General features: G+C 70.6%; 23 protein-coding genes and 1 tRNA gene. 10 read left to right on the forward strand and 14 right to left on the reverse strand.

All coding sequences use genetic code 11. The features are described 5' to 3' along the window. Positions 1-307: 307 nt before the first annotated feature. Complete coding sequence (locus VGO20_RS15765) at positions 308-862, reverse strand: hypothetical protein (RefSeq protein ID WP_327503326.1); 555 nt, start codon at positions 860-862, stop codon at positions 308-310. Then, complete coding sequence (locus VGO20_RS15770; protein ID WP_327503327.1) at positions 859-1,869, reverse strand: alpha/beta fold hydrolase; 1,011 nt, start codon at positions 1,867-1,869, stop codon at positions 859-861. Before VGO20_RS15770 ends, VGO20_RS15765 begins: the two co-directional genes overlap by 4 nt. 149 nt (positions 1,870-2,018) lie before the next feature. Here VGO20_RS15770 and VGO20_RS15775 point away from each other — a divergent pair, with 149 nt between their 5' ends. Continuing rightward, positions 2,019-3,845 (forward strand): ABC transporter ATP-binding protein, encoded by a 1,827-nt coding sequence (locus VGO20_RS15775; protein WP_327503328.1) that lies wholly within the window; start codon positions 2,019-2,021, stop codon positions 3,843-3,845. A gap of 10 nt (positions 3,846-3,855) precedes the next feature. Here the strand turns inward: VGO20_RS15775 and VGO20_RS15780 are convergent, their stop codons facing one another. Both VGO20_RS15780 and VGO20_RS15785 read right to left on the reverse strand, forming a co-directional pair. Continuing rightward, entirely contained in the window at positions 3,856-5,094 is a 1,239-nt protein-coding gene (locus VGO20_RS15780) for a class I SAM-dependent methyltransferase (protein ID WP_327503329.1), read from the reverse strand. Then, entirely contained in the window at positions 5,091-6,161 is a 1,071-nt protein-coding gene (locus tag VGO20_RS15785; protein WP_327503330.1) for an asparaginase, read from the reverse strand. Before VGO20_RS15785 ends, VGO20_RS15780 begins: the two co-directional genes overlap by 4 nt. Positions 6,162-6,256: 95 nt before the next feature. Between VGO20_RS15785 and VGO20_RS15790 the strand changes: the two genes are divergently transcribed. From VGO20_RS15790 to VGO20_RS15815, 6 genes are all read left to right on the forward strand, one after another. Then, a complete protein-coding gene (locus tag VGO20_RS15790; protein WP_327503331.1) occupies positions 6,257-6,856 on the forward strand; it encodes an RNA methyltransferase in 600 nt (199 codons plus the stop codon). Positions 6,857-7,036: 180 nt separating this feature from the next. Next, a complete protein-coding gene (locus VGO20_RS15795; RefSeq protein WP_327503332.1) occupies positions 7,037-7,564 on the forward strand; it encodes an invasion associated locus B family protein in 528 nt (175 codons plus the stop codon). 133 nt (positions 7,565-7,697) lie between these two features. After that, the gene (gene rlmN, locus VGO20_RS15800; protein WP_327503333.1) at positions 7,698-8,864 is read left to right on the forward strand and encodes a dual-specificity RNA methyltransferase RlmN; all 1,167 of its coding nucleotides are present in this window, start codon (positions 7,698-7,700) and stop codon (positions 8,862-8,864) included. A 108-nt stretch (positions 8,865-8,972) separates the two neighbouring features. Then, positions 8,973-9,158, forward strand: coding sequence for a PLD nuclease N-terminal domain-containing protein (locus VGO20_RS15805; RefSeq protein WP_327503334.1), 186 nt, complete (start codon positions 8,973-8,975; stop codon positions 9,156-9,158). Between the two features lie 103 nt (positions 9,159-9,261). Next, positions 9,262-9,480, forward strand: a complete 219-nt coding sequence (locus tag VGO20_RS15810) for a hypothetical protein (protein WP_327503335.1) — start codon at positions 9,262-9,264, stop codon at positions 9,478-9,480. Positions 9,481-9,493: 13 nt separating this feature from the next. After that, positions 9,494-9,823, forward strand: a complete 330-nt coding sequence (locus VGO20_RS15815; RefSeq protein ID WP_327503336.1) for a hypothetical protein — start codon at positions 9,494-9,496, stop codon at positions 9,821-9,823. Positions 9,824-9,826: 3 nt separating this feature from the next. On the opposite strand, the gene VGO20_RS15820 is transcribed toward VGO20_RS15815, so the two are convergent. Further along, entirely contained in the window at positions 9,827-10,075 is a 249-nt protein-coding gene (locus VGO20_RS15820) for a hypothetical protein (RefSeq protein WP_327503337.1), read from the reverse strand. 134 nt (positions 10,076-10,209) lie between these two features. Here VGO20_RS15820 and VGO20_RS15825 point away from each other — a divergent pair, with 134 nt between their 5' ends. Continuing rightward, positions 10,210-11,421, forward strand: coding sequence for an argininosuccinate synthase (locus tag VGO20_RS15825; protein WP_327503338.1), 1,212 nt, complete (start codon positions 10,210-10,212; stop codon positions 11,419-11,421). A gap of 27 nt (positions 11,422-11,448) precedes the next feature. Here VGO20_RS15825 and VGO20_RS15830 read toward each other — a convergent pair whose 3' ends face one another. Next, positions 11,449-12,138 carry an NnrU family protein gene (locus VGO20_RS15830; protein ID WP_327503339.1) on the reverse strand — a complete coding sequence of 230 codons (690 nt, stop codon included), beginning with the start codon at positions 12,136-12,138 and terminating at the stop codon, positions 11,449-11,451. Between the two features lie 114 nt (positions 12,139-12,252). Here VGO20_RS15830 and VGO20_RS15835 point away from each other — a divergent pair, with 114 nt between their 5' ends. Further along, the gene (locus VGO20_RS15835) at positions 12,253-12,693 is read left to right on the forward strand and encodes a DUF1622 domain-containing protein (RefSeq protein ID WP_327503340.1); all 441 of its coding nucleotides are present in this window, start codon (positions 12,253-12,255) and stop codon (positions 12,691-12,693) included. Positions 12,694-12,699: 6 nt separating this feature from the next. Here VGO20_RS15835 and VGO20_RS15840 read toward each other — a convergent pair whose 3' ends face one another. From VGO20_RS15840 to VGO20_RS15860, 5 genes are read right to left on the reverse strand one after another with little or no spacing between them, the layout of a single operon-like run. Next, complete coding sequence (locus tag VGO20_RS15840) at positions 12,700-12,954, reverse strand: hypothetical protein (RefSeq protein WP_327503341.1); 255 nt, start codon at positions 12,952-12,954, stop codon at positions 12,700-12,702. A 35-nt stretch (positions 12,955-12,989) separates the two neighbouring features. After that, positions 12,990-13,991 carry a magnesium transporter CorA family protein gene (locus VGO20_RS15845; protein WP_327503342.1) on the reverse strand — a complete coding sequence of 334 codons (1,002 nt, stop codon included), beginning with the start codon at positions 13,989-13,991 and terminating at the stop codon, positions 12,990-12,992. Next, complete coding sequence (gene folD / locus VGO20_RS15850; protein WP_327503343.1) at positions 13,991-14,884, reverse strand: bifunctional methylenetetrahydrofolate dehydrogenase/methenyltetrahydrofolate cyclohydrolase FolD; 894 nt, start codon at positions 14,882-14,884, stop codon at positions 13,991-13,993. Before folD ends, VGO20_RS15845 begins: the two co-directional genes overlap by 1 nt. Next, positions 14,877-15,230, reverse strand: a complete 354-nt coding sequence (locus tag VGO20_RS15855) for a DUF167 domain-containing protein (RefSeq protein ID WP_327503344.1) — start codon at positions 15,228-15,230, stop codon at positions 14,877-14,879. Before VGO20_RS15855 ends, folD begins: the two co-directional genes overlap by 8 nt. Beyond that, positions 15,227-15,511 (reverse strand): YggT family protein, encoded by a 285-nt coding sequence (locus VGO20_RS15860; RefSeq protein ID WP_327503345.1) that lies wholly within the window; start codon positions 15,509-15,511, stop codon positions 15,227-15,229. Before VGO20_RS15860 ends, VGO20_RS15855 begins: the two co-directional genes overlap by 4 nt. Positions 15,512-15,681: 170 nt before the next feature. On the opposite strand from VGO20_RS15860, the gene VGO20_RS15865 reads away from it, so the two are divergent. Further along, a tRNA-Ala gene (locus VGO20_RS15865) sits at positions 15,682-15,757 on the forward strand. Between the two features lie 37 nt (positions 15,758-15,794). On the opposite strand, the gene VGO20_RS15870 is transcribed toward VGO20_RS15865, so the two are convergent. The 3 genes from VGO20_RS15870 to VGO20_RS15880 all read right to left on the reverse strand — a co-directional run bounded on the left by VGO20_RS15870 (position 15,795) and on the right by VGO20_RS15880 (position 19,211). After that, a complete protein-coding gene (locus VGO20_RS15870) occupies positions 15,795-16,151 on the reverse strand; it encodes a response regulator (RefSeq protein ID WP_327503346.1) in 357 nt (118 codons plus the stop codon). 204 nt (positions 16,152-16,355) lie between these two features. Further along, positions 16,356-18,410 carry an ATP-binding protein gene (locus tag VGO20_RS15875; protein ID WP_327503347.1) on the reverse strand — a complete coding sequence of 685 codons (2,055 nt, stop codon included), beginning with the start codon at positions 18,408-18,410 and terminating at the stop codon, positions 16,356-16,358. 111 nt (positions 18,411-18,521) lie between these two features. Continuing rightward, the gene (locus VGO20_RS15880; protein WP_327503348.1) at positions 18,522-19,211 is read right to left on the reverse strand and encodes an ABC transporter permease; all 690 of its coding nucleotides are present in this window, start codon (positions 19,209-19,211) and stop codon (positions 18,522-18,524) included. Between the last annotated feature and the right edge of the window lie 2 nt (positions 19,212-19,213).

Genomic DNA, 19,213 nt, shown 5'->3' on the forward strand with positions numbered 1-19,213 from the left:
CCTCTTCCGCCCGGCGGCGGCACCCGGCCGTCCGGGCTCTCGCCAACCTGCCATGTTTCGCTGCTGCGGACCACCGCTCCGGCTCTCCGACTTCATAACGGACGATCGAAGCACTTGGCGGCAACATTCGAGCGCGACCGACCGGTGGGTCCAGGTGGATGTTGACGGAGACGGCATGAAGCACGCGCGCCGCTCAGAGGCTCGGCGAGGTGCTGGAAGTGGAGGGCGTCGCGGTGCGTGCGGGCCCGCTCACCTTCCTCGCCGTCGTCTCGGCCGTGGCGCTGGAGCGCCACCGGCAGACGCTCTACTACCAGGCCCTCATCCGCACCGCCTCCGGCTCCGGGATCTCCGGCAAGGCCGGCGACACCGGCGCGGTCGCACCGTGCGGCGCACCAAATCCGGAAGGACGCGCGCACAGAGTCTGCGCCAGCGCGGCGGTCGCCCCGCCCCAGACGAGATGGGCTGCGATCATCATCGCGTTGCGGCGCCGGGAATGGCGGGTGGCCGGCGTCAGCGTACCGGTCGCCGGGATCCAGCCCAGATAGCTGGCGGCCCAGACCGCGACCCCGTAGGCCGCGCCCGCGACTACCGGCGGGCCGCCCAGCACGCGGGCCGCGAGCGGGTATCCCGCCCCGGTAAGCGCCCCATAGGCGTAATGGGCCGCCAGCGCCGCGTCGGCCCGCCGGTCCTCCGGCACGCCGTCCAGCAGCCCCAGCGGGCCGAGGAGGCGCTCGGTCACGAGGCGGGGCGGCAGCGGGTGGCGCTCGCCGGCGGGAAGGCGGCGGAACAGCCCGGACATGACGGCCGTCATCGGGCCGGTTGCCAGGCATCCGGCGACGGCGGCCGCCAGGACCGGGTTCACCGCACCGCCTCCGGTTCCGCCAGGACCGCGGGATGCGCGGCAACGGCGTCTATGGCGTCTGCGACCAGTTCGGGGACGGCATGGTGGACCATGTGCCCGGCACCGGCGATCAGCCGCAGTTCCGAGGATGCGATCTCATGGTGCAGGCGGACCGCATGCGCCTCGTGGCCGACGACGTGGTCTCCCGTGCCGGCGAAGATCGCGACCGGCATCCGCAGGTCCCCATAGCCGCGGCGCATCCCGGCCACGGTAGGCACCATGGTGGCGCCATCCTGGGCCGTGGCGCGGATCTGCGACGGCCGGACCGCGCGCTCGACCGGCAGGGCTCCCGCATAGCCCGGAGGGATGGGGGCCGGATCGAACACGCTGCGCAGCATCAGCGGCGTCAGCACGCGGCCGAGCAGCGGCAGCACGGTGTGGCGCAGCACGTCGCCCACCACGGGAAGGGCGGCGGGCGCCACCATCAGCGCGTCCAGCCTGGCCGTAGGAAAGTAGTAGCCGCCGGCGAGCACCAGCCCGCGCACCGAGTCCGGCCGGGCGAGGGCCATGGCCAGGGCCACGACGCAGCCCCAGGAATGGCCGACGACGACCGGCCGCACGATCCCGAGCCGTTCGAAGGCGCGGTGGAGCAGTTCGGCCTGCTGGCGGGCCGTCCAGGCCTTTCCGCGGGGCCGGTCGCTGTGGCCGAAGCCGGGGCGGTCGAAGGCGACGACGCGGTGCCGCCCGGCCGCGAGATCCAGCACGCCGCTCAGCGCGAAGTCCCGCGCCTCGACCAGGTTGCCGTGGAGCAGAACCACCGGCGGCCCCTCTCCCTTTTCCAGATAGTGGAGCCGAACGCCGTCGACGGTGACGAACCGTCCCGTCGGCGGCATCTCCCGCTGAATGCGCCGCGCCCGGCGCGCGTTGTAGACGGCGGCCGCCGCGAGCGCTGCCGCTCCCACGGCCAGGATCGCCCCGCTCCGCACCCGTCCTCCGGCCTCGGCGTCCCGCCATCGCTGCAGCGCCATGCCCGATCTCCCGTTCCCGTGTTCCGGCCCCGAGAACCACGGCCGGTCGGGATGGTTCCCGCCCCGTCGCCTGTTGACCGGTCGGGGGCGAAGAGTGTTTCACCTGCTGTCGCCCCCGTCCGCGCAGCCCCCAACCCGGTGACGGTTCCATGCATGCCTTCTTCGAGCGCCTCCTGGAGCCTCTCGCTTCCCAGGACGTGGTCCAGCCGCCGGCCGGGGTCGCCGGCTTCTACGCGCATTTCCTGAAGCCGGTGCGGGGACTGCTCGTGCTGACGCTGGTGGTGGCCGGGCTTGCCTCGGTCGCGGAGCTGGCGCAGTTCGCGTTCCTCGGCATCATAGTCGACTGGATGGGCACCACGGCGCGCGAGGACTTCCTCGACCAGCACGGCTGGACGCTCGCCGGAATGGCGGCAGTGGCGCTCGTCCTGCGCCCGATCCTGGTGCTCGCGTCGCGCGGGCTGATCACGCTGACCCTGGTGCCGGCGCTGACCAACCGCATCCGCTGGCAGAACTACCGCTGGGTCCTGCGCCAGAGCCTGTCCTTCTTCCAGAACGACTTCGCCGGCCGCATCGCGCAGAAGGTGATGCAGACCGGCCCGGCGGTGCGCGAATCGGTCGTCAACGTCATCGACGGGGTATGGTTCCTGGTCACTTTCCTCGCCGGGACGGTGGCTCTGCTGGCGGCGCTGGACTGGCGGCTTCTGCTGCCGCTCGCGGCCTGGACGGCGGCCTACGCCATCGTGATCGTGCGCATGGTGCCGCCGGTGCGCCACAAGTCGGCGGCGTTGTCGGAGGCGACATCGTCGCTGTCGGGGTGCGTCGTCGACAGCTACACCAACATCCTCTCGGTGAAGCTGTTCGCCCATGCCGAGCGCGAGGACGCCTTCGCGCGGGCCGGCCTCGTCCGCCACCTCGAGGCGTTCCGGGCGATGATGCGGGCGATCTTCGACATGACGGTGATCCTGACGGTCCTGAACGGGCTGCTGCTGACCGCGACAGTCGGGTTCGCGGTGCATCTGTGGCTGGGCGGCACCGTGACGGCCGGCGCGACCGCGATGGCGACCGGCCTGATCATCCGCCTGACCCAGATGTCGGGCTGGATCCTGCGCACGATCACCGCGCTCTTCGAGAACGTCGGCACCGTCCAGAACGGCATGGAGACGATCGCCCGGCCGCACGGCGTGACCGACCGCCCCGGCGCCCGCGAGCTGACCGTCGGCCGCGGAGAGATCCGCTTCGAGGATGTCCGCTTCCACTACGGCCGGGAATCCGGGGTCGTCGATGGACTGACCCTGCACGTCCGGCCGGGCGAGCGGGTCGGGCTGGTCGGCCGGTCTGGGGCGGGCAAGTCGACGCTGGTCAACCTGCTGCTGCGGTTCTACGACCTGGAGGGCGGGCGCATCCTGGTCGACGGGCAGGACATAGCCGACGTGACCCAGACGAGCCTGCGGGCCAATATCGGCGTGGTGACCCAGGACACCGCGCTGCTGCACCGCACGATCGCCGAGAACATCCGCTACGGCCGCCCAGAGGCCACCGACGCGGACGTCGTGCGCGCCGCGCGGCTGGCGGAGGCGGACGGCTTCATCGAAGCCCTGCGCGACCGCCAGGGGCGCACCGGCTACGACGTCCAGGTCGGCGAGCGCGGCGTCAAGCTGTCCGGCGGCCAGCGCCAGCGCATCGCGATCGCGCGCGTGATCTTGAAGGATGCGCCGATCCTGATCCTGGACGAGGCGACCTCGGCGCTGGACTCGGAGGTCGAGGCGGCCATCCAGGGCCAGCTCGCGGCCCTGATGAAGGGCAAGACGGTGATCGCGATCGCCCACCGCCTGTCGACGATCGCCGCCCTCGACCGTCTGGTGGTGATGGACGAGGGCCGCATCGTCGAGGAGGGCACCCATCAGGAGATGATCGCCCGCGGCGGCCTCTACGCCCGCCTGTGGGAGCGTCAGTCCGGCGGGTTCCTGGCGGTGTGAGGGCAGCCGGCTACGACCGATGCGCCCGGCGCCGCAGTACCAGCTTGTTAAGCCCGTTCAGCACCCGGTACAGCTCGTCGTACTGGGTCATGAACGCGTCCCAGCCCAGCCGGGAGTCGAGGTCTTGCAGGGCCGCGTGCACCGCCCCCAGGCTGGTGCGGCCGTCGATGCGGGCCAGTATCGGGCCCGCAAGCCGCGGCAGCGCGAAGCGCAGGGCGACGCCGCCGAGTTCGGCCTCCAGCGCCGCGCCCGGCTTCAGGCCGCGAGCCAATGCCGGCCCGTCGAGGTCGCGCAGGACCGGCACCACGTCCGGCCCGTCCGGCGCCGCGACGGCCGACGCCGCGTCCTCCGGCCGGGTCAGGTAGCAGACATGCTTCGCCGCATTGCCGGCGATCCGCTCGGCCAATGCCGCGCGGCCGATCCGATCCAGCCCTTCGGCACGCTTCAGCACGGCCGGGTCGGAGACCCAGGTCCCGGGTTCGTAGCGCGCGGGCTCGATCAGCGCAGTGATCGCGAGCCCGGCCGCATCGGCGAGGGTAAACAGCTCCGGCACCGTGTAGGACCGGTCGCAGCCGTGCAGCAGCAGGTCGTAGAGCCCCGCGTCCGACTGCCGCCAGTCGCCGACATGGGGATTGCGGCGCAGCCAGTTCGTCGGCGGCAGCCCGGCCAGCAGCCGCTTGGCCAGCGCGATCCGGGCCGGCGGGTCGAGGCCGTCCGTGAGCGCCCGCAACGCGTCCTGGAGCGGGTAGACGCCCGTCCGGCCATAGGTGCCATAGACCATGATGCCGATCGCCCCGCCCGGCGCCAGCGCCGAGGCGAGGGAGCGCAACCCGGCCTCGGGGTCGTCCAGATGATGCAGCACGCCGCAGCAGTCGACGTAGTCGAACGGGCCGAGGCCGGCAAGGTCGAGCAGCGAGCCGCGCAGGAACCGGATCGAGGTCAGTCCCCGCGCCTCGGCGCGCGCCCGCGCGACCGCGAGCGAGGCGTCCGAGAGGTCGAGATACGTCACCTCCATCGGCAAGCCGGCATCGCGCGCCTGCTGCGCGATCATGATCGTCGCATCGCCGGTGCCGCCGCCGGCGACCAGTACTCTGAACGGCCGTGCGGCGTCGAGGCGGCCGCCGAACCCGAAATGGATCACCTCGTCCAGGTGGCCGGGCGATCCCGTGACCAGCCGGCGCGCCTCGTCCCGGGGGTCGCGCTCGGGATAGGGATAGGCTTCGTACTGCGCGCGAAGGTCCCCCCTCATGCCGCCGGCCCGCCGGCGAGCACGTCGGACGGCCGGACCTCGCCGACCCGCAGCCCGGCGCGGTTGGCGAGCGGCGGCCGCAGCAGCGCCGCCAGGTCCTCGCCCGCGTCCGGCAGCACGCCGAGTTCGCCGAGGATCGCGGCCATTGCCACGCCGGCGGCGCGGCCCGCCCCGTCCTCGACCTTGACCGCCGCGCCCAGGCCAAGCTCCGGCACGACCGCGCACATCACGCCTTCCGCGCCGACCTTCAGCAGCACCCGGCTGCCGGCCGCCTTCATCAGGCCGGTGTCGTAGCTGCCCCGGCCGCCGACGAGGTGCGGATGCGCGCTCCAGGCCCGGCGCAGCCGCGTCGCCGCCTCGGCCCGGCGGTCGGGCAGGCCCGAGGGATCGGCGATGCGTGCCATCGCGAAGGCGATGCCGCCGAGCGGGATCGCGATCGTCGGGATGCCGCAGCCGTCATGGCCCCAGGGGGCGCCCTCGAGGGGGTGGCCGGTCATCTGCTCGAGAACGCCCAGGATGCGCTGCTGGACGGGGTGGTCGCGGCGGATGTAGCCCCGGGTCGGCTCGCCCCGATGCACCGCGGTCGTCAGCATGCCGGCATGCTTGCCCGAGCAGTTGTTGTGCACCGGGCGGGGCCCTTCGCCCCGGCGCAGCAGGTCGTGGGCCGTCTCCTCGTCGTAAGGCAGATGGACGCCGCATTCGAGGTCGGACGGGCCGAGGCCGATGCGCTCCAGCCAGGCCGCGACCCGGGCGGTATGCACGGGCTCGCCGGCATGCGAAGCGCAGGCAAGCGCCAACTCCTCGTCGCCGAGCTCGAAGGCGTCCGCAGCACCGGTCTCGATCAAGGGCAGGGCCTGGAGCGACTTGATGGCCGAGCGGGCGTAGACCGGCCGCTCGAAATCGCCCCAGTGGCGGACCACCCGGCCTTCCGCGTCGACGACGCAGGCCACGGCATGGTGGCGCGACTCGACCATGCCGCCGCGCGTCACCTCGACCAGGACGGGGGCGTCGTCCGGCTTATGCCCGGCCTCGTGGCCGCAGCAGGAGGAATGGGACTCGTCGCTCATCTCGGACCGTCGCGGTAGGGAACGGGGACGGCCGCCCGGACGGGCGGTCGCCCCCGATACTTGCCCTGCGGCGGCGGCAGGTGCAAGGTGCGGGCATGCGTGGATACTTCGCCATCGGCGTCGAGGGGGTCAGCAAGGTCTTCAACGTCGGGAGCCTGGTCCGTTCGGCCCATGCCTTCGGCGCGAGCTTCGCCTTCACCGTGGCGAGCCGGCTGAACCTGCGCGACATGAAGGTGTCCGACACCTCCGACGCGCGCACCCATCTGCCGCTCTACACCTGGCCCGACCCCGAGGGCATGCGGCTTCCCGAGGGCTGCAGCCTGGTCGGCGTCGAGCTCTTGGACGAAGCCGTCGACCTGCCAAGCTTCCGACATCCCCTGCGCGCAGCCTATGTCCTCGGGCCGGAACGGGGCAGCCTGTCGCCCGCCCTGGTCGAGCGGTGCGAGTTCGTGGTCAGGATACCGACCCGCTTCTGCGTCAACGTCGGGGTCGCCGGCGCGCTGGTGATGTACGACCGCATGATCAGCCTGGGCCGTTTCGCGGAACGGCCGGTCCGCGTCGGCGGCCCGGCCGAGGGGCCGGCGCGCCAAACCCACGGCGTGCAGGCGCATGGCGCGCAGAAGGTACGCACCCGCCGCGACCGCCGTCTCGCCGCCCAGGAGTTCCGGGCCGACGCCCCGGGCGAGGACCGCTAAAATTTCGCCACAAAACCCGGCAGACTGGGACCAGGCGGCCCCGAACGCACCGGTTGCGGTACGGGCCGCCCCGCAACCTGCTCCGGTCCGGCGGTCCCGCTGGAAATTCCGCCTCAACCCATGTACCGTGGCCCCCTCGCGATGCCGCACCGCACCCGCACGAAGAGTCCGCGCTCCTCCATGCTACGACGCCTGATCCCTTCCGTGACCGCCGCCCTGCTCCTCGGCAGCGCATTCCTCTCCGCAGCCGCCTCGGCCGCCGAACCCAAGCTGGTCGGCTCGCACAAGGACTGGAACGTCTTCACCTACGAGGAGAACGGGAACCGGGTCTGCTATATGGCGAGCCGGCCGACCAAGCACGAGGGCAACTACCGGGCGCGTGGAGAGATCTACGTGCTGGTCACGCAACGCCCGGCCGAAAAGAGCCTCGACGTCGTCAGCGTGATCGCCGGCTATACCTACCAGCCCGCCAGCGAGACGACGGTCCAGATCGGCAACCAGACCTTCCGGCTGTTCACCGACGGCGACACGGCCTGGGCCCGGGACGAGGCGACGGACCGCCAGATCGTAGCCGCGATCCGTGGCGGCAACTCGATGGTCGTGCGCGGTACGTCGAACCGCGGCACCGCGACGACGGACACCTACAGCCTTGCCGGCTCGTCCGCCGCCTACACCGCCATGAACTCCGCTTGCGGCGTCAGCCGATAAAAAACGCCGCCTGCGGCGTCAGCCGATAAAAAACGCCGCCTGCGGCATCAGCCGTTAAAAGCGCCGCCCTGCGGCGGGGGCCGACCCCACTTTCCTTTTGACAGCGGCGGGCGCAGAGCCCATTTCTGCGCCCATGGGTGTCCTCAGTCATGCCAGCACGTTCGCGCCGACCGTCGGGTCGGACGGGCGCCGCAATCTCGTCGGGCTCGACCGGGCCGAGCTGACCGCCGCGGTCGCCGAGCTCGGGCTCGAGCCGTTCCGCGCACGCCAGCTCTGGCACTGGATCTATCATCGCGGCGCCACATCGTTCGAAACGATGACGACGCTCGCCAAGCCCGTGCGCGAACGCCTGTCCGGGCATTTCATGGTCCGCCGTCCCGAGGTCAGCCGGGATCTCCGCTCCGAGGACGGCACGCGCAAATGGCTGTTGCGCATGGAGGATGGCCAGCAGTTCGAAACGGTGCACATCCCGGAGGAGGACCGCGGCACCTTGTGCGTCTCCTCGCAGGTAGGCTGCACCCTGACCTGCCGCTTCTGCCACACCGGTACGCAGCGCCTCGTGCGCAACCTTGAGGCGGGCGAGATCGTCGCCCAGGTCATGATGGCCCGCGACGCGCTCGACGAGTGGCCGGCGCCGCCGGACGGGCGGCTACTGTCCAACATCGTGATGATGGGCATGGGCGAACCGCTCTACAATTACGAGAACGTCGCCAAGGCGCTGAAGATCGTGATGGATGGCGAGGGTATCTCGATCAGCAAGCGGCGCATCACACTGTCGACCTCGGGCGTGGTGCCGATAATGCGGCGCTGCGGCGAGGAGCTGGGCGTCAATCTCGCAGTATCCCTGCACGCGGTCACGGACGAGCTGCGCGACCGCATCGTGCCGATCAACCGGAAATACCCGATCGCCGAGCTGCTGGAGGCCTGCCGCACCTATCCCGGCGCCAGCAACGCGCGTCGCATCACCTTCGAGTACGTGATGCTGAAGGGCGTGAACGACAGCCTCGCCGACGCGCGCGAGCTGGTGCGCCTGCTGAAGGGCATCCCGTCCAAGATCAACCTGATCCCGTTCAATCCCTGGCCGGGCGCCCCGTTCGAGCGCTCGGACCGCAAACAGATCGAGCGCTTCGCCGACTTCGTCAACGCGGCCGGCTATGCCAGTCCGGTGCGGACGCCGCGTGGCGAGGATATCATGGCGGCATGCGGCCAGTTGAAGTCCGACAGCCTGCGCCTCTCGGCCGCCGAGCGCGCAGCCATGGCCCAGGTGATCGCGGAGAAGGAAGCGGCCCAGTCCCTCTGACCGGGCCCCTCTGACCGGGCCCCTCTGACCAGGCCGCACTTTCGGCGGAACACTCCACCTTCGCGCCTGTTTGGCTGGCGTGACACGAAAACTCGGATGGGGAGCGTCATGGAATTTCTGCTCGGGCTGGTCGTCTTCGTCCTCGACGTCTGGGCCATCATTCACGTCATCGGCAGCAGATCGTCCACGCTCGCCAAGGTGCTGTGGGTGTTGCTGATCCTGATCATGCCGGTGGTGGGCTTCCTGATCTGGCTGGTCGCCGGCCCGCGGCGAACCGCCTCGATGGCGACCTGACGCGACGGAAAAACCTGCCGGCGGAAGGATTTTCGGCTCGACAGACGCCCCCTCGATCCCCTTTTCTCTCGCGATCGATCGGATGCGCGGGTGGTGTCTTCCTTTGCTCGGTTCCCTCATCAACTCCCTGGTGGTCGGCGCGCTGACGGTCTGGCCCCTCGCGCGCATCCTGCGGCGCGCCGGCCTGTCGCCGTGGTGGTCGCTGCTGACCTTCCTGCCCCTGGTCGGGCTGCTGGCTGTCGCCGCCGTGCTGGCGCTCAAGCCTTGGCCGACCATGCCGCCGCCGCCTCCGCCGCCGCTGCGCAAGCAGCGGGCGACCTGAGGAGGTGCCGGCCATGGACCCCGTGATCGAGACCGTGACGGCCGAGTCGGCGTTGCCTTCCGTCGCCGGCCACTGGCTGCTGGACGGCGTGCTGAGCCTGCCGGCCTGGCTCAGCCTGCTCATCGTCAGCCTGATCGTCGCCGGCAGGATCGGCTTCGCCGGCTTCGTCCTGGCCAAGACCGGGCGCAGTCCCCTGTGGGCGTTGGTACTGATGGTCCCGTTGGCCGAGATCCTTGTCGTCTGGGCGCTGGCCTATGCGCGCTGGCCGCGCTGGCAGGCCGGCCGGACCGAAGATCGGGTCGACAACCGGCGGGTCGACGACCGGCGGCCCGACGGGCCGTAGCGGTCACTCCCGGTCGCGCCGGTCGCGGCGCCACTCGTCGGCGGCCTGATCGTAGCCCCGGCGATGGCTGTAGAAGACGAGGAACATCAGCCCCACGCCGAGCACGAGCGTGCCGAGCACGCCGAGCGCCATCGCCACCATCCCGTGAGTGCTGAGCTCGACCGGCGCGGCGGCCGCCATCCAGCGGTAGACCAGCACCGCGGCGACGACCAGCACGCCCAGCAGGACGCCCACCGTCAGCATCGTCTTCATCGTTCGCCCTTTCCGTTTCCCGCCGGTTCAACCACCGCGAGGTGTGGGTAGTTGCCCAGCGCCGGGCTTGCGGCCCGGCGCGTCACGCTCTACCTTCCCGCGGTTTCCCACTCCTCACCCGCATGGGCAAGATCATGAGCGGCGACATCAAGAAAATCGTGCTGGCCTATTCGGGCGGCCTGGATACCTCCGTCATCCTGCGCTGGCTGCAGGAGACCTACGGCTGCGAGGTCGTCACCTTCACCGCCGATATCGGCCAGGGCGAGGAGTTGGAGCCCGCCCGCCGCAAGGCCGAGATGATGGGCGTGAAGCGGATCTACATCGACGACCTGCGCGAGGAGTTCGTGCGCGACTTCGTCTTCCCGATGTTCCGCGCCAACACCCTCTACGAGGGCACCTACCTGCTCGGCACCTCGATCGCCCGGCCGCTGATCGCCAAGCGCCAGATCGAGATCGCGAACGAGGTCGGCGCCGACGCGGTCGCCCACGGCGCCACCGGCAAGGGCAACGACCAGGTCCGGTTCGAGCTGGGCTACTACGCGCTCAAGCCCGACATCAAGGTGGTCGCTCCCTGGCGGCTGTGGGACCTGACCAGCCGGACCCGGCTGCTCGACTACGCCGAGAAGCACCAGATCCCGATCGCCAAGGACAAGCGCGGCGAGCCGCCCTACAGCACGGACGCCAACCTGCTGCACATCTCCTATGAGGGCAAGGCGCTGGAGGATCCCTGGGTCGAGCCCGACGAGGACATGTTCACCCGCTCCGTCTCGCCCGAGAAGGCGCCGGACCGGCCGACCTATGTCGAGGTCGATTTCGAGAAGGGCGACGCAGTCGCGGTCGACGGCACCCGCCTGTCGCCGGCGGCGCTGCTGACCCGCCTGAACGAGCTTGGCGGGGCGAACGGCGTCGGTCGCCTCGATCTGGTCGAGAACCGCTTCGTCGGCATGAAGAGCCGCGGCGTCTACGAGACTCCCGGCGGCACCGTGCTGCTGGCGGCACACCGCGCGGTCGAGAGCCTGACGCTCGACCGTGGGGCGATGCATCTCAAGGACGAGCTGATGCCCCGCTACGCGGAGCTGATTTACAACGGCTTCTGGTTCTCGCCGGAGCGTCTGGCGCTGCAGGCGCTGATCGACCAGACCCAGGAGCGCGTGACCGGCACCGTGCGCCTAAAGCTCTACAAGGGCAACGTCACGGTCGTCGGCCGCAAGTCGCCGCACAGCCTGTACCGCCTGGACTACGTCACCTTCGAGGAGGACAGCGTCTACGACCAGCGCGACGCGCAGGGCTTCATCCGCCTGAACGCGCTGCGCCTGCGCCTCGGCCGCATGGCCGAAGGGTCCTGAGCCGGACCGAATTCGCCGGTGCTCCCCTCAGCCCGCGGGCAGGGGGGAGGCCCCGATCACCGGGGCGTGGAAGTGCAGCAGCAGCGCGTACAGCACGAGGGCGGCGAGGATGCGCGGCCATCCCGTCTCGCGTAGCGCGGCCCCCACGGACTGGCGGCCGGACAGGACGGCCGCAAACGGCAGGTTCGACGTCGCCGCCGCGAAGCTCTCCCAGGCCGGCCCCTGGCGGCGTGCCGACTTGGCCTCGATCAGCAGCGTCCCTCCCAACGCCAGCACCGCGAAAGTACCGAAGAACAATACCGAGGCGAGGTCGCCGTTCGGCACCAGATGGGCCAGCGCCCACAGGCCGATGCCCCACATCACGGGATTGCGCGTGACGCGCAGCATGCCGCGCACGCTCGATGCCGACAGCCGTTCCTGCTGGCCGACCGCGGTCGGATTGGGCGTGCTGACGCCTGCGACCAGCAGCACGAGCGAAAGCGGCACCACGAGCAGCGGGACCCAGGCCTGCCAAGGCGCCGTCCCCCATAGCGCGACGAACGGCGCGCGCCGGTAGGCCGCAACCAGCCATACGATCGCGGCCAGCGCGACCAGGGAGTACAGGGCGAGGAAGGCGCGCTCCCCCAGACGCGCGGCCAGCACGCTGCGCAGCGGCGTGCTCGACGCGCCGAAATGCGTGGCCAGCAGCACCACCGCCGCCAGGATCAGCGTCTCCATACCCCTCTCCGTCCGCTCGAAGACGTCGCGAGGCTAGCGCGTCGGCCGGCCGCACGGAACCGGGAACCGCTCCACCCGTTCCCCGGATGCGCAAACGGAAAAGAGGAGCGATGCATGGAGGAGACGGCCAGAGGGGCCGCTGGCATCGATGCCGCCTCCGAAGGGACGGGCCGCATGGCGGTGCCGGAATGGTACGACCTGTCGCTGCACTGGATAACGCTCGGCATCGAGACGGCGGGGATCGTCGTGATCGTGGTGGCGGTGGTTTCGGCGACGGCCATCTTCGTCGCAGCGCTGGCGGCCAGGCGCCGCGACCTCTCCTCCGCCTACCATGGTTACCGGACGCGCCTTGCGCGCGGCATCCTGCTGGGCCTCGAGTTCCTGGTCGCCGCCGACATCATCGGCACCGTTGCGGTCGACCCGACACTGCGCAACGTCGCGATCCTCGGGCTCATCGTCCTGATACGGACCTTCCTCAGCTTCTCGCTGGAAACGGAGATCGAGGGCCGCTGGCCGTGGAAACGGGGGCCGCGCGACGACAAGGGCGGCTCTTGAGCCCCGTCAGTAGCGCCTCGGCGGCCCGCCGCGCCCGCCCCGGCTGCCGCCCCCGGTGACGCCCCCGTTGAGCGCCAGCCACAGGCCGACCGCGGCGAGCAGGCCGATCAACGTTCCGCCGCCGCCCGAGCCCGCGAGGAACAGGCTCCACAGCACGGAGACGACGGCGCCGCCCAGGAAGGCGACCCAGGCCAGGGCGTCGGGATTGCGCCGCCGAGGGGGTCGGGGCTGGTTCGGCCGGCGGAAATCGTGGACGGACATGGACGGCTCCGGAACGTTGGCAGGGCGGACCCGTGTCAGAGCCAACCCTTGCGGCGGAAATAGGCGAGCGGAACGATGGCCGAGACCACCATCATCAACAGGGCGAGCGGATATCCCAGCGGCCATTCGAGTTCCGGCATCACCTCGAAGTTCATGCCGTAGATGCTGGCGATCAGGGTCGGCGGCAGGAACACGACGGCAACGACCGAGAAGATCTTGATGATGGCGTTCTGCTCGATGTTGATGACGCCGAGCGTCGCATCCAGCAGGAACCCGGTCTGGTTGGCGAGGAAGGCCGCATGCTCGGAGATCGAACGCAGGTCGCGCGTCAGCGTCTTCAGCAGCGCCTTCTGCTCCTTGCCCAGCCGGCCGGAATGCACCGCGACGAAATAGGCCAACAGGCGGTCGAGCCCGGCGAGACTGTCGCGCGTCTTGTGCGTAAGGTCGCCGACCTGCCCGATGCTGCGCATCACGTCCGTCAGCGCGGCCGGCCGGCCGGCCGCGCCGCCGTCGCGCCGGCCGGCCGACGTGGTCGGGTCGGCGACGAAGATGCAGCGGCCGAGTTCGTCCAGGCGTCCCCCGATCAGCTCCAGCACGTCGGCCGCACGGTCGATGATCGCGTCCAGAAGGTTCAGCATCGCCTCCTCGGGACCCGCGAGCAGGTCGGGCTGCCGGCGGATGCGCGCGGTGAAGGTCGCGACCGATTTCGGTTCGACGAACCGGACGGTGACGAGGAGCTTCTGGGTCAGTATGAACGTGATCGGTCCCAGCTCGGGATGCTCCGTGTCGGCGCGCGTGATGACCGGCGCCGTCATGTAGGCGGCAGGCCCCTCCGCGTAGAGGCGGCTCGAGACCTCGATCTCCTTCATCTCCTCGCGCGTCGGCGGCTCGATCCCGGCGACGGTGGCGACATGGGCCCGTTCGGCGTCGTCGGGATGCAGCAGGTCGATCCATACCGTGCCCTCGGGCAACGGCACGCCCGGCGCCAGCGGCAGTTCGACGACGGCACCGGAGGCCAGTCCATAGGCTCGGATCATCAGTCCCGCCCGAAGCGGTGGAGGCCGTGCGAGGCGCGGGCGGCAAGCACGGTGTTATGGAGCAGGCAGGCGATCGTCATCGGCCCGACGCCGCCCGGCACCGGGGTGATCGCCCCGGCGACCGCGGCGGCCTCGTCGAAGCGCACGTCGCCGACGAGGCGGGTCTTGCCGGGTTCGGCCGCGGGCACGCGGTTGATGCCGACGTCGATCACCGTGGCCCCCGGCCTTATCCAGTCGCCCCGGACCATCTCGGGCCGGCCGACGGCGGCGACCAGGATATCGGCCCGGCGGCATTCCTCCGGCAGGTCGCGGGTGCGCGAATGGGCGAGCGTGACCGTGCAGTCCGCGCCCAGCAGGAGTTGGGCCATCGGTCGGCCGACGATGGTCGAGCGGCCCAGCACGAGGGCGCGCAGCCCCGCCAAGTCGCCCAGCGCGTCGCGCAGCAGCATCAGGCAGCCGAGCGGCGTGCAGGGAACGAGGCCGGGCAGGCCCTGGGCGAGCAGCCCGGCGTTGACGGGATGGAAGCCGTCGACGTCCTTGGCCGGGTCGATCGCGCGGATGACGGCGGACGGGTCGATACCGGACGGCAGCGGCAGCTGGACGAGGATGCCGTGCACCTCGGGGTCCCGGTTCAGGCGGTCGATGAGCGCCAGAAGCGTCGCCTGGTCGGTGCCGGCCTCGAGCCGGTGCTCGAAGGAGCGCATGCCGGCTTCCAGGGTGGCGCGCCCCTTGTTGCGGACGTAGACCTGGCTCGCCGGGTCCTCGCCGACCAGGACCACGGCGAGGCCGGGCACCAGCCCATGCCGCTCCCTCAATTCGGCGACTTCCCCGCCGATGCGGGCGCGCAGGCCCGCCGCGAACGCCTTGCCGTCGATGATGCGTGCCTCAGTCATCTCGCCCTCGGTCGGTTCGCCGGCTCCCGATCGCGCCGAGGCGCGCTTCGATGCGTCCGGCCAGTTCCGCGGGATCGCCCGCGACGTGCAGGATCTTGTTGCGGTCGGTGGCTCCGGCGACGACGGCGACCGCCGTCCTGGGCACGCCCCACTCCTTCGCCAACAGCTTCGTCACCGCCTCGTTCGCCCGCCCGTCCTCGGGCGCCGCCGTGACCTGGACCAGCACGGCCATGGTGCCCTCGGCCGTCGGCCGAAGCCCGGCGACCGCGTTGCGCGACGCCTTCGGAGTGACGCGCGCGGCGACGCGGACGCCGTCCGGGACCACCCGGACCGGCCCGCCGCTCACATCCCGAACCACAACTCGCGCAGGAGGTTGCGCAGGAAATAGATCAGCAGGATCAGGACGACCGGCGAGACGTCGATGCCGCCGAGGTTGGGCAGCACGCGCCGGATCGGCGCCAGCACCGGATCGGTCAGGCGGTAGAGCATGTCGCCGATCATGTGGACCACCCGGTTATGGGTGTTGACCACGCCGAAGGCAAACAGCCAGCTCAGGACCGCGGATGCGATCAGGACCCAGACGTAGAGTTCCAGGACGGTGTCGATCAGGAGGAAAAGCGAGACCATGGGGACGGCGCTCTGGCTGCCGGAGTGCGACGCACCCTACCCTCCCGGCCCGGTACTGGCAAGCCTCCGCACCCCCTTTTGACGGCGGGGGAAACGCTTGACAGGATGTGCCCCGCTCACCTATATGCTGCGCCACAGAGCCTCGGCAATGCCGGGGTCTCCCGGACGGTGGGGCAGTAGCTCAGCTGGGAGAGCGTCGCGTTCGCAATGCGAAGGTCGGGAGTTCGATCCTCCTCTGCTCCACCAATCCCCTCGAAGAACCATAAATCCGCAGGCGGCGATATCATCCGCCTCCCAGGTGCTTCCGAACGGCCTCGGTCAGGTCCCTGTCGCGAAAGGGCTTGGTCAGAACGGGTCGCTCCCGGTGCGCTTCGGGCAAGCCGTGCATGCTCTGGCCGGTGGTGAAGACGAAGGGGATGCCGGCGGTCGCCAGACGGTCCGCAACCCTGTCGATGCGCTCGCCCCGCAGGTTGACGTCCAGGAAGGCCCCGTCGAACCCGCCCGCCTCCGCCAGTTCCAGGGCCTCGGCCAGCGATGCGGCCGTGCCGACCACCTGCATTCCGAGCCCCTCCAGCACGTCCTGCATGTCCATGGCCACGAGCGGCTCGTCCTCGACGACGAGGATGCGAAGAGATGTCATGGAATGGGCGTCGGTCACTGCGGCCTCGCTTTGGACGGGTCTTGCGAAGACCCTCCCGCACGTACGGGGCCCTTGGCAACCCCCTAGTGAAGGCCTGCCCTTCGGGAGTACCCTCGGGGCGTCATCCCGCGCAGCCGATGCAGGCCGGTACGGCCGCGCCGGGAGCAGGGCGCCCGGCCGCGGCTCCCGTCCGTTTCCGGCAGTCTAACACGCCTCCATGACCTCGCAGGACCGGGGTCCGTCCTCCGCGATGCCGGCCACTACCCGCGCCCGTGGAAAGCGCAGCGTCACCGTGGTGCCGGATCCGGGCGCGCTGTCGAGGAGCAGGGCGCCTCCGTGCAGCTCGATCAACGCCCGGGTCAGGGGCAGGCCGAGCCCGGTCCCGTCGTAGCGGCGCGTCCCGCTGCCGTCGGCAAGCCCGAACGGCTGCATCACCTGCTCCCGGTGCTCGGGCGCGATGCCGATGCCGGTATCTGCGACGAACAGGTCGACCGCGCCCTCGGCGCCGTGAACCACCCCGATCCGGACGACCCCGCCGGGCGGGGTGAACTTGATCGCGTTGGACATCAGGTTGACGATCATCTGCTTGAGCTTGCGGTCGTCGGCGACGATGCGCACGGGTCGGCGCGGCAGTTCCTCGACCAGGGAGAGGGCCGCCGCCGCGGCCCGCTCGCGCAGGAGGCGGACGCAGGCCGAGACGCAGGCGCGCAGATCGACCGCCTCCTCGTTGAGGGCGGTCTTGCCCGCCTCGATCCGCGCCAGATCCAGGATGTCGTTGATGACCGTCAGCAGGTGGCTGCCGCTGGCATGGATGTCGGCCGCATAGCTGAGATAGACGGGGCTGCCGACCGGCCCCATCATCTCGGCCTTGATGATCTCGCTGAAGCCGATGATGGCGTTGAGCGGCGTGCGCAGCTCGTGGCTCATGTTGGCGACGAACTCGGACTTGGCGCGGCTCGCGAGTTCCGCCGCCTCGCGGGCCTCCACCAGCACGCGCTCGGCCTCCTTGCACCTGGTGACGTCGCGCAGGATCAGCATCGTCGCGACCGGCTCGCCCCCGCCGGCGGGCGGCACGATGCTCGCCTCCACGGGGACGAGGCTTCCGTCCGGACGGCACGCCGACAACTCGACCGCACCGCGCCGCGCCCCGAGGTAGCCGTTCGCGGGTCCGCCGCAGGTGGACCGCAGCAGGTCGTCTAGATCCGCCCCGACCGCGGTCGCCGCCGGCCGGCCGAACAGCTGCTCCGCGGCACGGTTGATACCGGCGATCCCGCCGTCCGCCCCGACCATGACGACGGCATCGGTGGCATGATCGAGGATGGCGGCGAGTTGGCGGTCGACCTGCCCGAGGCGGCGCACCGCACCGGACCAGACCCGGTTGACCCGCCAGGCCAGCATGGCGATCAGGGCGCCGACCGCCAGCACCGCCGGAAGCAGGCGGGCGAGCAGCGCGTCGCCGGGACGGGACGGCTGCCAGACGAGCGTCGTGACCGGTTCTCCGTCGATCCCGGCGAGCACGAGCCGGCCGGCCCCGTCCGGGGCCGCGTGCGAGCCGACGAGCATAGGCCCGTCCAGCAGGAAGCGCGCACCGATGCGGGTGAGAACCTCGCGGTCGAGCGGGCGGGCGAGAACGAGGACGCCGCGGCGCCCCGGCTCGACCGCCAGCGACGAACCGGGTTCGGGCGTCAGCGGCGCCGCCACGACGAGTTGCGGTGCCCCGTCCAGCGCCATCACCGCGCGCCGCGGCACCACCGGCCGGGCAGGACCCGAGCGCGCCGTCCCTGCAAGGTCGAGGACCGGTGGCCCGAGACGGGTTTCCGCCGCCGCCGTTTCCAGCCCGCCCGCGACCATGGCGTAGACCGTCGCATCTCCGGCGTCGAGGACGAAGGTAGCACTGACCCCGGCGTTTTCGTGGAGATAGGTCCCGATGTTCCGGTCTGCCCAGGCAAGGTCGGTCCGGTCTATCAGGTTGAGGATCGACTCGTCCCACCAGGCGTAATCGACCGCGAGTTCGGCGAGCTTGTCCAACTCGGCGTCGATCGCCGACCGTGCGACATGGATCTGCTGGTCGAGAGCGACCTCGTTCTGCCCGCGCGCGGCGACATGGACGAGGGCCGTGATCAGCAGGCCGCCCGCGGCCAGCACCGCGACGGCCGGCAGCCGGAACCGCCGCCGCAGCCCGGCATCCGCCGCTCCGGCATCGATGCTCCAGCCGGGCTCCGACCGGGCCTCCGGCGAGGATGGCGTGACGCTCAGCATCCCGGCCCTCCCTTGCTCGAAACACGCCTCGCGGCGCACGACAAGAATATTAATCTCGTCGCGGCGATTATGGAATTAAATTATAAAAAATTTCGGGCGAATTCGGAGAGATCAGCCGGCACGCCGCAGATGCGGCGTCAGGCGCCACTCCACCGATTTGACGATGCGGGTGATCAGGAAGTTGACCAGCAGGTAGATCGCGCCCGCTATGATGAAGACTTCGAATACCTGAAAAGTCTGCGAGATGATGCGCCGGGCGACGCCCGTCACCTCCAGCAGCGTGATGGTGCTGGCGAGCGAGCTCGCCTTCACCATCAGGATGATCTCGTTGCCATAGGCCGGCAACGCCTGACGCATCGCGACGGGTGCGATGATCCGCCGGTAGATCGTCATGCGGGGCATCCCGAGCGCCTTGGCCGCCTCGACCTGGCCGAAGGGTACGGACTGGATGCCGCCGCGGATGATCTCGCCGGTATAGGCCGCGGTGTTGAGGCCCAGGGCGAGGACCGCGCACCAGTAGGCCTCGCGCAGGAAGGGCCAGAGGAAGCTGTCGCGCACCAACTCGAACTGGCCGAGGCCGTAATAAATCAGGAAGATCTGCACCAGCAGCGGCGTGCCGCGGAATACAAAGACGTAGCTCCAGGCAAGGCCCGACAGCAGCGGATGGTGCGACAGCCGGAGGAACGCGACGCCGATGGCGAGCAGCAGGCCGAACAGAAGCGACAGCGTGACGAGCTGGAGCGTGAGCGGCAGGCCGCCCAGCAGCCGCAACAGGACGTCGTAGATGGCGCCGGCTTCCATGG

The organism is Arenibaculum sp., assembly GCF_035998295.1.
In the GTDB taxonomy this organism is placed as follows: domain Bacteria; phylum Pseudomonadota; class Alphaproteobacteria; order Azospirillales; family Azospirillaceae; genus DASYHS01.